Raw genomic sequence first — 13,530 nt, 5'->3', positions numbered from 1 at the left:
TTGCTCGAAAGGTGTTCGGGATGACCGGAACCAAAATCCTATGGGGACAGGTGATTGTCGTCGGCCTGATCGTCTTGCTCGCCATATGGGGTGCGACCGAGTGGACAGCCTGGCGCCTCGCCTATCAGCCGGAGCTTGGGCAGCCGTGGTTCGAGTTGTCGGGCTTCAAGATCTACTACCCGCCCGTCTTCTTCTGGTGGTGGTTCGTCTACGACGCCTATGCCCCTCAGGTCTTTGTCGAAGGTGCATTCATCGTGGCCTCGGGGACCTTTGTTTCGATCGCGGTCGCGATCGGCATGTCGGTCTGGCGGGCGCGCGAGGCCAAGAATGTCCAGACCTACGGCTCGGCGCGGTGGGCCGATCCGCGGGAGGTGCAGGCGGCCGGACTTTTGGGTGGGGACGGGGTCGTGCTTGGCAGGCTGGCGGAGGATTACCTCCGCCACAACGGACCGGAGCATGTGCTCTGCTTTGCGCCGACCCGGTCCGGCAAGGGCGTTGGCCTTGTTGTTCCTTCCCTCCTCACGTGGCCAGACTCGGCAATCGTGCACGACATCAAGGGCGAGAACTGGCAGCTCACGGCCGGGTTTCGGTCCCGACATGGCCGGGTGTTGCTGTTCGATCCGACCAATCCAAAATCGTCTGCCTACAACCCACTTCTCGAAGTACGCCGCGGCGAATGGGAGGTTCGGGACGTCCAGAATGTTGCGGACGTGCTGGTCGATCCGGAAGGGTCGCTCGACAAGCGGAACCACTGGGAGAAGACCAGCCATTCGCTGCTTGTCGGTGCCATCCTGCACGTCCTCTATGCAGAACTTGACAAGACGCTCGCCGGGGTCGCGGCCTTTTTGTCGGACCCGAAGCGCCCAATCGAAGTCACGCTGAAGGCAATGATGACAAGCTCGCACCTTGGTGAGCAGGGTCCACATCCCGTTGTCGCCTCAACCGCGCGAGAACTGCTGAATAAGTCTGAGAACGAACGCTCTGGCGTGCTCTCGACCGCGATGTCGTTCCTTGGACTCTATCGGGATCCGGTGGTGGCGCAGGTGACAAGCCGATGTGACTGGCGGATCGCGGACCTGATTGCCGAAGCTCGTCCGACGACGCTCTATCTTGTCGTGCCTCCGTCCGACATCTCCCGGACGAAGCCGCTCATACGTCTCGTGCTCAATCAAATTGGCCGTCGCATCACCGAAGATCTGCAAGCCAACAACCGCCGCCACCGCGTCCTGATGATGCTGGACGAGTTCCCGGCACTGGGACGTCTCGATTTTTTCGAGTCGGCGCTCGCGTTCATGGCCGGATACGGGATCAAGGCCTTCCTGATTGCACAGTCGTTGAACCAGATCGAGAAGGCCTACGGCCCCAACAATGCGATTTTGGACAATTGCCATGTCCGCGTGAGCTTCGCAACAAACGACGAGCGGACCGCAAGACGCGTTTCGGACGCGCTTGGGACTGCGACCGAGATGCGAGCCATGAAGAACTATGCCGGCCATCGGCTGAACCCGTGGCTTGGCCATCTGATGGTCTCGCGGCAGGAGACCGCACGCGCCTTGCTCACGCCCGGCGAGGTGATGCAGCTTCCTCCCACCGACGAAATCGTGATGGTGGCCGGGACGGCGCCGATCCGAGCCAGGAAGGTGCGCTACTACGAAGACAGACGGCTTACCGAGCGCATTCTCTCACCGCCAGAGCCGGCCAGGCTGGGGCGGTCTTCCCGGGAAGATAGTTGGTCCAGCCTCAAGCTCCCCGCGCGGAATGGCGCAACCGTCCAGACCGAAGACTCCGAAACCGATGCCGCCAACAGCGGTCTGCGCCGGGAACCCGAACTTCCTGACCACGTCGCCATCGTCAAAGAGACAACCGATGTGACGCCGACAGAAGAGTTTGCCGTCCTGGACGACGACGATGAGGCCGTGCGTCAAGCCCGGCTTCTTCGCCAGCAGATGCGGGGCGTGGCCCGCCAGGCGGCGCTTGACCCGAACGATGGCATTGATCTCTGAGGTCCCATGCGCAACCGCATGAACGTGTATTTCCCCCCGGAGCTTCTGAAGCAGATTTCCGACCTTGCCGATCGCAAAAAGCTCTCGCGATCGGCCATCGTCGAGGCGGCCGTCATCTCGTTTCTGTCACCGGATGGAGTCGATCGCAGAGAGGCGGCGTTCGCCCGCCGGCTGGACCGGTTGTCCCGGCAAGTGCAGAGACTTGAGCGGGATGTCGGGCTGACAGCCGAGACCCTGGCCCTGTTTGTTCGGTTTTGGCTGACGATCACGCCTCCCTTGCCGAACGAAGCCCAGGCCGCCGCTCAGATCAAGGGACGTGAGCGCTTTGAAGGCTTCGTCGAGACATTGGGCCGCCGCCTGCAAAAGGGCCAAAGCTTCTTGCGGGAGATTCCGGACGATGTCGTTCATGGAGCGCCCGAGGATTCCACCAAATGATTGCGCCGGCCTTGCTGGTTGCTCCGGCCTTTCTCTTTCTACGCCAGACTACGACGGAGATGATCGCCTGGTTGCAGGAAGGTCGTTGGTGGTTTTTCTAATCATCCCCATCCGAGGGCGCTGCTTTAGCCCTCGATCGGTGGGGGGCAGGCAGTGGCAATCCATTCTCTTCAGTCGGAGGCGATCTCGCGTGGCGCGCGGATGCTCCGCAGCGCGCTGGGGCTCGCCATCGCGCGCTACCTCGAAGACGATGCGATCGTCGAGGTCATGCTGAACCCTGACGGCCGGTTGTGGATCGACCGGCTCTCCAGCGGACTGACTGATACAGGTGAACAACTCTCCGCCGCCGATGGCGAGCGCATCATTCGCCTGGTGGCACATCATGTGGGGGCCGAGGTCCACGCCGCCGCGCCCCGTATTTCTGCTGAATTACCCGAGACCGGAGAGCGCTTCGAAGGCCTATTGCCTCCTGTCGTCGCGGCACCAGCGTTCGCCATTCGCAAGCCCGCCGTCGCCGTCTTCACGCTCGACGACTATGCCAAGGCGGGCATCATGACGGCCGATCACGCCATGGCACTGCGCCAGGCCGTCGCCTCGCGCAAAAACATCCTGGTCGCTGGCGGCACATCAACGGGCAAGACCACGCTCACAAACGCATTGCTTGCCGAGGTCGCGAAGACCAGTGACCGGGTCGTGCTGATCGAGGACACCCGCGAGTTGCAATGCAAAGCACCGAATCTGGTCGCGCTGCGCACCAAGGATGGCGTGGTCTCGCTCTCGGATCTCGTGCGCTCCTCACTTCGACTGCGTCCAGACCGCATTCCCATTGGCGAGGTGCGGGGCACTGAGGCGCTTGATCTGCTCAAGGCCTGGGGAACCGGTCACCCCGGCGGTATCGGCACCATCCATGCGGGCACTGCGCTCGGCGCTTTACGCCGGCTGGAGCAGCTCATCCAGGAAGCCGTGATGACCGTGCCGCGCGCCCTGATTGCCGACACCATCAACGTCGTTGCGGTCCTGTCCGGGCGCGGTGCCGAGCGCCGGCTTGCCGAACTCGCGCGCGTCAACGGCCTCGGAGCGGCCGGGGATTACAGCCTTTCACCAGCAGGAGACCTCACATGAGCAATCGAAACATGAGCAATCGAAACCGAGTTCCGCATTGGAGCGTTTCCCTCGCCGCGCTGGGTGCGGTCCTGCTCATAAGTCCGCCCGCCTGGGCCGCCGGCTCCAACATGCCATGGGAGCAGCCGCTCAATCAGATCCTGCAGTCGGTTGAAGGACCGGTCGCCAAAATCATCGCCGTCATCATCATCGTCGTCACGGGCCTGACGCTTGCCTTTGGCGATTCCTCGGGCGGCTTTCGCAGGCTGATCCAGATCGTGTTCGGGCTTTCGATCGCGTTCGCAGCTTCGAGCTTCTTCCTGTCGTTCTTTTCGTTCGGCGGCGGCGTGGTGGTGTGATGGACGAGCCCGTCGCAGGATTTATCGCGCCGGTGCATCGGGCTCTGACTGAGCCGATCCTGATGGGCGGAGCACCCCGGTCGGTCGCCATCGTTAACGGGACGCTCGCCGCAGCCCTTGGGCTGGGATTGCGCTTGTGGATCGCCGGTCTCCTGCTCTGGGCCATTGGGCACGCGGCGGCTGTATGGGCTGCCAAGCGAGACCCCGCATTCGTCGAAGTGGTGCGCCGTCACCTGCGCGTCCCAGCCCATCTCAACATCTAGAGCTCTTTCCATGATGAATCTCGCGGAATACCGCCGATCGAGCACGCGGCTTGCCGATTTCCTGCCTTGGGTGGCCCTGGTCGACGCGGGCATCGTCCTGAACAAGGACGGCTCATTCCAGCGAACGGCCAGATTCCGCGGACCAGACCTCGACAGTGCCGTTCCGGCCGAGCTCGTGGCCGTGGCCGGTCGTCTCAACAACGCTCTGCGCCGCCTGGGATCCGGCTGGGCCGTCTTCGTGGAGGCGCAGCGCCATTCCGCAGGAGCGTATCCGCCCAACGCTTTTCCGGACGTCGCATCCGCGCTGGTTGATGCCGAGCGCCGGGCGCAGTTCGAGGAAGAGGGCGCCCATTACGACTCGAGCTATTATCTGACTTTCGCTTACCTGCCGCCGGCCGAGGATGCGGCCAGGGCGGAGCGGCTTCTTTATGAAGGCAGCAGTCGCACGCCAAGTGCCGACGCGCGCGAGGTGCTCAGCGGCTTTGTCGACCGAACCGACCGCGTGCTGCAGCTTGTCGAGGGCTTTATGCCTGAATGCGCCTGGCTCGACGACGAGGAGACGCTGACTTACCTGCATTCGACGATCTCGACCAAACGGCATCGGGTTCGTGTGCCCGAGATCCCCATGTATCTCGACGCGCTGCTCGCTGACCAGCCGTTGACCGGCGGTCTCGAGCCGATGTTGGGCACAGCGTACCTGCGCGTTCTGACCGTCGTCGGATTTCCGACAGCGACCACGCCCGGAATTCTCGATGACCTCAATCGTCTCGCTTTCCCGTACCGCTGGTCGACCCGGGCGATCATGCTCGACAAAACGGATGCGACAAAGCTCCTGACGAGAATCCGGCGGCAGTGGTTCGCCAAGCGGAAGTCAATCGCCGCGATCCTGAAGGAAGTGATGACCAACGAGGCCTCCACGCTTCTCGATACCGACGCTCACAACAAGGCGATGGATGCGGACGCGGCGCTTCAGGAGCTTGGTTCGGACCAGATCGGAGAGGCCTTCGTGACGGCGAGCGTAACCGTTTGGGGCCGGGATGCGCGCTCGGCCGACGAGAGATTGCGACACGTCGAGAAGGTCATTCAGGGGCGCGACTTCACCTGCATGATCGAGACGGTGAATGCCGTCGAAGCTTGGCTCGGCAGCCTGCCTGGACATGTGTACGCCAACATCCGGCAGCCGCCCCTCTCGACCCTCAACCTTGCTCACATGATTCCGCTGTCGGCGGTATGGTCCGGAGAGGCGCGTGATCATCATTTCAACGCTCCGCCCCTGTTCTTTGGCAAGACGGAAGGGTCAACCCCCTTCCGTTTCGCGCTTCACGTCGGCGACGTCGGACACACGCTTGTGGTTGGCCCGACCGGTGCGGGCAAGTCGGTGTTGCTGGCGCTGATGGCGCTCCAGTTCCGCCGCTATCCCCGGTCTCAGGTTTTCGCCTTTGATTTTGGAGGCTCAATCCGGGCGGCAGCCCTCGCGATGGGCGGCGATTGGCACGATCTTGGCGGCGCGCTTTCGCAAGACGCGTCCGAACCGGTCGCGTTGCAGCCATTGGCCTGGATCGACGACACGGCGGAACGGGCCTGGGCTACCGACTGGGTTGCCTCGATCCTTGCCCGCGAGAAGATCGAGATCACGCCGGAGGTGAAGGATCATTTATGGTCCGCGCTGACCTCCCTTGCCTCAGCGCGCCTCCCGGAGCGGACCCTGACAGGGCTGTCCGTTCTGCTCCAGTCGACGACCCTGAAACGCGCGTTGCAACCCTATTGCCTCGGTGGGCCCTATGGGCGGCTGCTCGATGCAGAATTCGAACGAATTGGCGAGGGGGCGGTCCAGGCGTTCGAGACCGAAGGACTGATTGGAACGGATGCGGCGCCCGCGGTGCTGGCCTATCTGTTCCACCGCATTGGCGACCGCCTCGATGGCAGGCCGACGCTCATGATCGTCGACGAAGGCTGGCTTGCGCTTGATGACGCGGATTTTGCCGGCCAGCTCCGCGAATGGTTGAAGACGCTGCGCAAGAAGAATGCGTCTGTGGTTTTCGCCACACAGTCTTTGTCGGACATCGATGGATCTGACATCGCTCCTGCCATCATCGAGAGTTGCCCGACGCGATTGCTTCTTCCGAACGAGCGGGCGATCGAGCCTCAGATCACCGCGATCTATCGCCGTTTTGGGCTCAACGATCGCCAGATCGAGCTCTTGAGCCGCGCGACGCCGAAAAGGGACTACTACTGCCAATCCCGCCGCGGCAACCGCATGTTCGAGCTCGGGCTCGGTGAAGTCGCGCTCGCCTTTGCGGCTGCATCATCCAAGACAGACCAGGCCGCAATCGACCGATTGGTCACAGAGCACGGCCGCGAGGCCTTTGTGCCTGCTTGGCTCCAGCACCGCGGAGCCGGTTGGGCCGTGGACCTCATTCCCAATCTTGGCAATCTGGAGAAGTCGCAATGAGCCGTCGTCGTCTCGGTCTGGCGATCAGCATCGTTGCTGTCTCGCTTCTGGCAACCGCGCCCAGCCGGGCGCAATGGATCGTCTTTGATCCCAACAACTACGTCCAGAATGTCCTGACGGCGGCACGAGAGCTGCAGCAGATCAACAATCAGATCACCTCGTTGCAGAACGAGGCGCAAATGTTGATCAACCAGGCGAAGAACCTGGCAAGCTTGCCATATTCCTCGCTGCAGCAGCTTCAGAGCTCGATTCAACGCACCCAGCAGCTTCTCAGCCAGGCCCAGCGCATCGGCTATGACGTGCAGCAGATCGATCGGGCCTTCGCCACCAGCTACGGACCGGCAACCGCCAGCCAATCCGATTCAGCGTTGATCGCAGGTGCGCAATCGCGCTGGCAGGACTCAGTCGCGGGATTTCAGGACGCGCTTCGTGTGCAAGCCGGCGTTGTCGGAAATCTCGACACAAACCGCATTCAGACCTCAGCACTGGTGAGCTCAAGCCAGGGTGCAAGCGGGGCCCTGCAGGCCACGCAAGCCGGGAACCAGATCCTCGCACTCCAGGCGCAGCAGCTCGCCGACTTGACCGCTTCCGTGGCGGCGCAAGGCAGGGCTCAATCGCTCGAATCTGCGCGACGCGCCGCTGCTCAGGACCAAGGTCGCGAGCAGCTTCGCCGCTTTCTGACGGGTGGTCAGGGCTATCAATCCTCCAACGTGCAGATGTTTCATTGATGAGCAATCAAAAGGCTTTCCAAGCATTGTCGCTCGCCATCACGGCGATTGGCGGAACGGCGCTCATCGTCGCATGCACGATCCAGCTACGCGGTCCGGACAGAGTCACGGGTCCGAAGCCATCGAGCGCAACAGCCAGCAGCCCAATGGAATCCGATCTCACCCGCTGCCGTACTGTGACGTCAGAGCATTCTCCGGCGTATCAGGATTGCCAAAGGATCTGGGCCGAGAACCGGCGCCGGTTCTTCGGCCAAGGGGTGAGCTCGACCAGTCCCGCTGTCAATGATCCAGGCAGTTCACCATTCATGTCAGCGCCGAAAGATCAGAGCCGAATACCTCAAGGCTATCCCTCCGTCGCGTCACCCGAGGGAGGTGACCAATGAGCGGCACGGGAATTATCGATCAGTTCCTCGAGACCTTCACCCGCTACATCGACAATGGCTTTGGGCTTCTTGGCAGCGAGGTGGGCTATCTTGCGACAACGCTGGCTGCGATCGATATCACCCTGGCCGCCCTGTTCTGGAGCTGGGGCACGGATGAGGACATCGTCGCGCGGCTCGTCAAGAAAACCCTGTTCGTCGGTGTCTTCGCCTACCTGATCGGCAATTGGAATAATCTCGCCCGTATCGTCTTCGAAAGCTTCGCCGGTCTCGGATTGAAGGCCTCAGGTACGAGCCTTTCGGCAGGCGATTTCGTTCACCCTGGAAAAATTGCACAAGTCGGGCTCGATGCCGGCCGGCCGATCCTGGATTCGATCTCAAACCTGATGGGCTACATCAGCTTTTTTGAGAACTTTGTCCAGATCGTGGTCCTGCTGTTCGCCTGGGCCGTCGTCCTGCTCGCCTTTTTCATTCTGGCGATCCAGCTCTTCGTCACACTGATAGAGTTCAAGCTGACGACGCTGGCAGGGTTCGTGCTGCTTCCGTTCGGGCTGTTCGGCAAGACGGCGTTTGCGGCCGAACGCGTCCTTGGCAATGTCGTGTCGTCCGGCATCAAGGTGCTGGTGCTGGCCGTGATCGTCGGTATCGGCTCGACCTTGTTTTCCCAGTTCACCGCCGGCTTCAATGGCGGTCAGCCGACGATCGAAGATGCCATGACTCTGGTCTTGGCCGCATTGTCGCTTCTGGGTCTTGGAATCTTTGGACCCGGAATCGCGAACGGTCTGGTATCCGGTGGTCCGCAACTCGGAGCGGGCAGCGCGGTCGGTACGGGACTTGCGGCCGGCGGGATGGCGGCAGCAGGAGCCGGTCTGGCTGCCGGCGGTGTCGGCCTCGCCGGCGGAGCGATCGCAGGTGCGGCGCGGGGCGGCAGCGCGATCGCAAGCGGCGCGGCGGCCGCGTACCGGAGCGGCGGCATAGGTGGTGTTGCCGAGGCAGCTGCTTCAGCTTCTGTCAGTCCGCTCCGCAGAGCCTCCGCGGCGATCCACAGCGGCAGCCGGTCCACCAGCACGACCTCTGCCAGCTCGGGCGAAGGTCCGCCGGATTGGGCGCAGCGCATGAAGCGCGCGCAGACAATCAGCCATGGAGTTTCGGCGGCAACTCATGCCGTCCGGTCGGGAGATCATGGTGGAAGTGGCAGTTCGATCGATCTGTCTGACGGAGGGCGCTAGATGTCAAAGTGCCCGTTCGCTGAGAAGCCGCGCGAATACGCCCACAGGACTGACCAGCCAAGTTCAAGCGCGCGCCCTGGTCGGCGCACCTGGCATGGTCCGGCTTGGCAAGCTCTGGTGCTGGTTTCTCAAGCCCTCTCGTTGAGCCTTACGCCCGCGCTTCTCTGGCAGGCCACGCATGACCCGTCCGCGTCGCTGAGAGCGCCACTGCACGAGAGCCAACAAGTGTTCGAGATGTCGGCCATGCAAGATCGGCCGGACGCCTTCGTTACGCTGCCTCTCGTGCATTTGCTGCCTGACCTCCGGGGTTTGAGCTCAAGCGTTCGCAGACGGCAATGCAGGGCCTGCCGTGTCTCGCGCTGCCTTTGCGTGTTCAGACACCTCGTCCGCGTCGAGCAAGCAACGTGATTGCAACCCTCCGCACTCGCCGCCTGGCCATCGAGCAAAATGCAAGTCTCAATTTTGGTTTCTTGGGGAAATGACTGATGTTCAAGAGGTCTTCGGTTCACTACGGGCGAACGCCCGCGCCCGTGACGCCCTATCAGAAGGCGGCGCAAGCGTGGGACGAGCGCATCGGCTCAGCACGTGTGCAGGCCAGAAATTGGCGGCTGATGGCATTCAGCTGCCTGACGCTCTCGTGCGGCCTCGCAGGAGGGCTGGTCTGGCAATCAACGCAAGGAACAATCACGCCGTGGGTCGTCGAAGTCGATCGTCTCGGCCAGGCCCAAAGAATAGCTCCCGCGACCTCCGATTTCGAACCCAGCGATGCTCAGATTGCCTATCACTTGGCTCGCTTTATCGAGGACGTCCGCGGTCTGCCGGCAGATGGCATTGTCCTGCGCCAGAACTGGCTCAGGGCGTACGACTTCACCACTGACCGCGGGGCCGCCGCTCTGAACGAATACGCCAGGAGCAATGATCCCTTCGCAAGGCTCGGAAAGACGCAAGTCTCAGTCGAGGTCTCGAGCGTGATCCGCGCCTCAACCGAAAGCTTCCGCGTCGCCTGGGTTGAGCGCGGCTACGAGAACGGATCGCTTGGTTCAACGGAGCGCTGGACCGCCATTCTGACGATCGTCATCCAGGCCCCTCGCGATGCCGATCGGTTGCGCAAGAATCCTCTCGGCGTCTACGTCAATGCAATCAGCTGGTCGAAGGAGCTCGGGCAATGAAGCCGCAATCCTCTCAACGCGTGACCGGCATCTCTCCAGGGTTATCGGGCAGGGCGGCCGTTTCAGTGCTCGCGGTCCTCGCGTGCATGCTTGGCGCCTGCTCGACCTATATTCCGCCCCAAATCATCTACGACTCCGACGTGCCGCCACTGCCGCCGCTACCCGCCGATGTCGATGATCGGAGCCGTCCACTCCACGTCCCGCCCGCCTGGAAGGCGGCGCTCGGCGGCAAATCGGGGGCAAAGGAGGAGGCCGAGCCGGTCGACAGGGTCGAAGCGGCCAATAGCGCAGCTCGCGTCCAGCCACGCAAACGCGGGTATTTCAACGCCGCGCAGATCTACAGCTTCAGTCCCGGTGCCCTGTACCAGGTCTATGCAGCGCCGGGTCAAATCACGGACATCGCGCTGGAGGAGGGCGAACAGCTGGTCGGGTCCGGCCCGATCGCGGCTGGCGACACGGTGCGTTGGGTCGTAGGGGATACCGAGAACGGAAGCGGCGACACCCGCCGCGTCCATGTCCTGGTGAAGCCGACGCGCGCGTCGATCGAGACGAACCTCGTCATCAACACGGATCGGCGCACCTATCTGATTGAGCTTCGCGCGCGCGAAAAGCCCTACATGCCGTTGGTTGCGTGGTACTACCCGCAAGATCGGCAGGGGAAAAGACAATCGGCACCTTTGACACCTGCTTTGCCGGACATCACGCAGCGCAGGTTCCGTTACCGAATCGAAGGTGACAACGCTCCCTGGCGTCCCATTGCGGTCTATGATGATGGTCGCAAGGTCTACATCGAATTCCCGCAAGGCATCGTACAGGGGGAAATGCCGCCCCTGTTTGCCCTCGGTGCTGACGGCAAGACCGAGATCGTCAACTATCGGGCCTATGGCAATCTGCTGATTGTCGATCGGCTGTTCGCAGCCGCCGAACTCCGCCTGGGCGGAGAGCACCAGCAGAAGGTCAGAATTGTCCGGACCGACGGGAGCTCGACATGACCGATCGTCAGGATGAAGAACAACCGGCCGGCACGCAGCGACCGCCTCAGGAGCAGACAGAGCCGTTTCGGCTCCGCCCAGAATACCCGCGCGTGACTCGCCTTTCGCGCAAGGTCCTGTTGACCGGAAGCTCGCTGGCAGTATTCCTTGTTGCTGGTGCGACCTTCTGGGCGCTGCAGAAAAATCAGGCACGCGGTCCACGGCCAGAAGAGCTCTACAGCACGGATCACCACAATGTTGCGGAGAGTATCACTGCGCTTCCGCAGGATTACACGATGGTGCCACGCCAGGTGCCGCAGTTGGGGCCGCCGCTTCCAGGCGATCTTGGTCGCCCGATCCTCGCTGCTCAGGGGCAGCCGGCCGGTCCCGCGACAGGTTCGGCCGATCAGGAGCGGCAACGCGAGAGCCAGGAGGCTGAGGCGGCGCGTATCAGCCGTCTGTTTGCCTCCACGAATACGCGAGAGGCCTCAAATCGGATAGGCGCCGGGCAAGCAGTTGATCGCGCGAACATGGCTGCGCCGGGGGTCAACAACGATGAGGGAACTGCGCAGAATGCGCAGGACCGGAAGCTTGCGTTCGTGAATGCTGCCGTGGACAGGCGCACCACGAGTCCGGATCGGATCACGAAAGCTGCTTCACCTTATGTGGTGCAGGCAGGAACGGTCATTCCCGGAGCTCTGATCACGGGCATCCGCTCCGACCTGCCGGGACAGATCACGGCTCAAGTCACCGAGCACGTGTATGACTCGCCGACGGGGCGCTTCCTGCTAATTCCGCAGGGTGCGCGTCTCATAGGGGTCTATGACAGCCAGATCAGCTTCGGCCAGTCACGCGTGTTGCTTGTCTGGACGCGGCTGATCATGCCCAACGGGCGCTCCATTGTCCTCGAGCGGCAACCCGGTGCGGATCCATCGGGGTATGCAGGGCTTGAAGACGATGTCGACAACCACTGGGGCGAACTCTTCAAGGCAGCCGCACTCTCAACCTTGCTGGCCGTCGGCACAGAACTGGGAGCTGGCTCCGACACAAACAGCAACGATAGTGCGATCATTCAGGCGTTGCGACATGGCGCATCGGATTCGCTCAACCAAACTGGACAGCAAGTGGTTCGGCGCAGTCTCAACATCCAGCCCACACTCACTGTCCGGCCAGGGTTTCCGATCCGCGTCAACATCAATCGTGACCTCGTTCTGGAGCCATATAAAGGGTGATTACACATGTCAAAACTCAAAATCGGAGCGATACCAGATGAAAAACCCGTCAAGATCAGTCTTGATCTGCCGGCGTCCGTGCATCGCGATCTTGTCGCCTATGCCGAGACCCTTTCGCGTGAATCGAGCCAATCTGTAGATCCCGCCAAGCTGATTGCGCCGATGCTGGCACGGTTTATGGCCACCGATCGCGGTTTCAGAAAGCTTAGGCGTTCAAGTCATCCCTCTGCTGTTGAAGGCGGTGAAGGATAGCGTTCGGCCAAGAGATCAAGGAAGCGCGTCAGCGCCGGGTTCTCATTGTCCTTACGCCAGTACGCGTTAAAGCCCATACGGCTTGGTCCAGAACCGTCCTGGATTTCCCGATAGACCACGCCGGTGAAGTTGGCTCCCACGTCAGCTTCAAGGACCAGACTTATTCCAAGCCCCAAACTGACGAGGCTCTTGATGATGCCTCGGCTGACATCATGCCGCTCGATCTTTGGCCGCCTCTCATTGGCAACCAGCTTTGAAACCAGCAGCTCCTTTAAATCGCTTCCAGGATCACGTTGGCTTAGCAGAACTGTCTCGTTGTGAAGGTCGGTCCAGTGGATAGCGTTGCGGCTGAGCAGAGGATGATCCTTTGGAAGCACAATGAGAATGCGTTCGCTCCAAACCGGCAGACTCTTCTGACCAGATAGCGTACGTCCTCCAGGCACGACGGCGACATCGGTCGTGCCACTGCGAACAGAATCCATCAGACGTGTGCGCGACTGTTCGGCTGTGGTGAGTGCGACCATGGGAGTTCGCTTCCTGAACTCCGCGAGGGTGGCACGTAGATTGCCTGCAGATATTGAGGTGCAGAAACCCACGGAAAGGTGGCCTGCCTCGCCGCGGCCGCTGGAGCGGCCCGTTGCGACCAGTGTGTCGACCTGCTCAAGGATCATTCGCGACATTTGCAGGATCGTTCGTCCGGCGGGCGTTGGCGCGACTCCGCCGGTCGAACGGTCAAAGAGAGCCACTCCGACCAGGTGCTCAAACTGACTGATCGAGCGACTGAGCACCGAATGCTGCACAGCCAGCGATTCGGCCGCCTGTCGAAAGCTTCCGCAGTCCGCCGCAGCGACCGCCGATCGCAAATGATGAAGACTGATATTGGTTGATTGAACAGGGCGAGACATGTCTCTTGAGATCGAGGCCGCCAATTTTGGGGAGGTTGAGGGGTTGAACAT

At 61.8% G+C, this 13,530-nt stretch carries 14 protein-coding genes; 13 read left to right on the top strand and 1 reads right to left on the bottom strand.

Features of this window, described 5'->3' with window-relative positions:
* The first annotated feature begins 20 nt into the window (after positions 1-20).
* The 13 genes from RAD10_RS31985 (at position 21) to RAD10_RS31925 (ending at position 12,574) form a co-directional block, all read left to right on the top strand.
* A complete protein-coding gene (locus RAD10_RS31985; protein ID WP_270163318.1) occupies positions 21-2,003 on the top strand; it encodes a conjugal transfer protein TraG in 1,983 nt (660 codons plus the stop codon).
* A gap of 6 nt (positions 2,004-2,009) precedes the next feature.
* The gene (locus tag RAD10_RS31980; protein ID WP_270163317.1) at positions 2,010-2,438 is read left to right on the top strand and encodes a ribbon-helix-helix domain-containing protein; all 429 of its coding nucleotides are present in this window, start codon (positions 2,010-2,012) and stop codon (positions 2,436-2,438) included.
* Positions 2,439-2,639: 201 nt separating this feature from the next.
* Positions 2,640-3,560 (top strand): P-type conjugative transfer ATPase TrbB, encoded by a 921-nt coding sequence (gene trbB, locus RAD10_RS31975; RefSeq protein WP_370691996.1) that lies wholly within the window; start codon positions 2,640-2,642, stop codon positions 3,558-3,560.
* A gap of 11 nt (positions 3,561-3,571) precedes the next feature.
* A complete protein-coding gene (locus RAD10_RS31970; protein WP_270172963.1) occupies positions 3,572-3,898 on the top strand; it encodes a TrbC/VirB2 family type IV secretion system protein in 327 nt (108 codons plus the stop codon).
* Positions 3,898-4,161: a VirB3 family type IV secretion system protein gene (locus RAD10_RS31965; protein ID WP_027534830.1), complete on the top strand. Its 264-nt coding sequence runs from the start codon at positions 3,898-3,900 to the stop codon at positions 4,159-4,161. The genes RAD10_RS31970 and RAD10_RS31965 overlap by 1 nt, the downstream gene beginning before the upstream one ends.
* Before the next feature lie 10 nt (positions 4,162-4,171).
* Entirely contained in the window at positions 4,172-6,613 is a 2,442-nt protein-coding gene (gene trbE / locus RAD10_RS31960; RefSeq protein WP_270163315.1) for a conjugal transfer protein TrbE, read from the top strand.
* Entirely contained in the window at positions 6,610-7,341 is a 732-nt protein-coding gene (gene trbJ / locus RAD10_RS31955) for a P-type conjugative transfer protein TrbJ (protein ID WP_270163314.1), read from the top strand. Before trbE ends, trbJ begins: the two co-directional genes overlap by 4 nt.
* Positions 7,341-7,724, top strand: coding sequence for a putative entry exclusion protein TrbK-alt (gene trbK-alt / locus RAD10_RS31950; protein ID WP_270163313.1), 384 nt, complete (start codon positions 7,341-7,343; stop codon positions 7,722-7,724). The genes trbJ and trbK-alt overlap by 1 nt, the downstream gene beginning before the upstream one ends.
* The gene (gene trbL / locus RAD10_RS31945; protein ID WP_270163312.1) at positions 7,721-8,950 is read left to right on the top strand and encodes a P-type conjugative transfer protein TrbL; all 1,230 of its coding nucleotides are present in this window, start codon (positions 7,721-7,723) and stop codon (positions 8,948-8,950) included. Before trbK-alt ends, trbL begins: the two co-directional genes overlap by 4 nt.
* A 485-nt stretch (positions 8,951-9,435) precedes the next feature.
* Positions 9,436-10,119: a conjugal transfer protein TrbF gene (gene trbF / locus RAD10_RS31940; RefSeq protein WP_027545494.1), complete on the top strand. Its 684-nt coding sequence runs from the start codon at positions 9,436-9,438 to the stop codon at positions 10,117-10,119.
* 86 nt (positions 10,120-10,205) lie between these two features.
* A complete protein-coding gene (gene trbG, locus RAD10_RS31935) occupies positions 10,206-11,111 on the top strand; it encodes a P-type conjugative transfer protein TrbG (protein WP_270172962.1) in 906 nt (301 codons plus the stop codon).
* Positions 11,108-12,322, top strand: a complete 1,215-nt coding sequence (locus RAD10_RS31930; protein ID WP_270163311.1) for a TraB/TrbI/VirB10 family type IV secretion system protein — start codon at positions 11,108-11,110, stop codon at positions 12,320-12,322. Before trbG ends, RAD10_RS31930 begins: the two co-directional genes overlap by 4 nt.
* A gap of 6 nt (positions 12,323-12,328) precedes the next feature.
* Positions 12,329-12,574, top strand: coding sequence for a DUF2274 domain-containing protein (locus RAD10_RS31925; protein WP_084302325.1), 246 nt, complete (start codon positions 12,329-12,331; stop codon positions 12,572-12,574).
* Here RAD10_RS31925 and RAD10_RS31920 read toward each other — a convergent pair.
* Positions 12,541-13,530 carry a LysR family transcriptional regulator gene (locus RAD10_RS31920; protein WP_306417043.1) on the bottom strand — a complete coding sequence of 330 codons (990 nt, stop codon included), beginning with the start codon at positions 13,528-13,530 and terminating at the stop codon, positions 12,541-12,543. The two genes, RAD10_RS31925 and RAD10_RS31920, sit on opposite strands and share 34 nt — an antisense overlap.

It is taken from the genome of Bradyrhizobium sp. 23AC, from assembly GCF_054863025.1.
This window is presented reverse-complemented; position numbering and strand designations above follow the sequence as displayed.

What these genes read in the sequence shown, in the direction of transcription:
- RAD10_RS31985 (WP_270163318.1), top strand. Translation starts at nt 21, where the DNA reads ATGACCGGAACCAAAATCCTATGGGGACAGGTGATTGTCGTCGGCCTG.
- RAD10_RS31980 (WP_270163317.1), top strand. Translation starts at nt 2,010, where the DNA reads ATGCGCAACCGCATGAACGTGTATTTCCCCCCGGAGCTTCTGAAGCAG.
- trbB (WP_370691996.1), top strand. Translation starts at nt 2,640, where the DNA reads ATGCTCCGCAGCGCGCTGGGGCTCGCCATCGCGCGCTACCTCGAAGAC.
- RAD10_RS31970 (WP_270172963.1), top strand. Translation starts at nt 3,572, where the DNA reads ATGAGCAATCGAAACCGAGTTCCGCATTGGAGCGTTTCCCTCGCCGCG.
- RAD10_RS31965 (WP_027534830.1), top strand. Translation starts at nt 3,898, where the DNA reads ATGGACGAGCCCGTCGCAGGATTTATCGCGCCGGTGCATCGGGCTCTG.
- trbE (WP_270163315.1), top strand. Translation starts at nt 4,172, where the DNA reads ATGATGAATCTCGCGGAATACCGCCGATCGAGCACGCGGCTTGCCGAT.
- trbJ (WP_270163314.1), top strand. Translation starts at nt 6,610, where the DNA reads ATGAGCCGTCGTCGTCTCGGTCTGGCGATCAGCATCGTTGCTGTCTCG.
- trbK-alt (WP_270163313.1), top strand. Translation starts at nt 7,341, where the DNA reads ATGAGCAATCAAAAGGCTTTCCAAGCATTGTCGCTCGCCATCACGGCG.
- trbL (WP_270163312.1), top strand. Translation starts at nt 7,721, where the DNA reads ATGAGCGGCACGGGAATTATCGATCAGTTCCTCGAGACCTTCACCCGC.
- trbF (WP_027545494.1), top strand. Translation starts at nt 9,436, where the DNA reads ATGTTCAAGAGGTCTTCGGTTCACTACGGGCGAACGCCCGCGCCCGTG.
- trbG (WP_270172962.1), top strand. Translation starts at nt 10,206, where the DNA reads ATGCTTGGCGCCTGCTCGACCTATATTCCGCCCCAAATCATCTACGAC.
- RAD10_RS31930 (WP_270163311.1), top strand. Translation starts at nt 11,108, where the DNA reads ATGACCGATCGTCAGGATGAAGAACAACCGGCCGGCACGCAGCGACCG.
- RAD10_RS31925 (WP_084302325.1), top strand. Translation starts at nt 12,329, where the DNA reads ATGTCAAAACTCAAAATCGGAGCGATACCAGATGAAAAACCCGTCAAG.
- RAD10_RS31920 (WP_306417043.1), bottom strand. Translation starts at nt 13,530, where the DNA reads ATGTTCAACCCCTCAACCTCCCCAAAATTGGCGGCCTCGATCTCAAGA.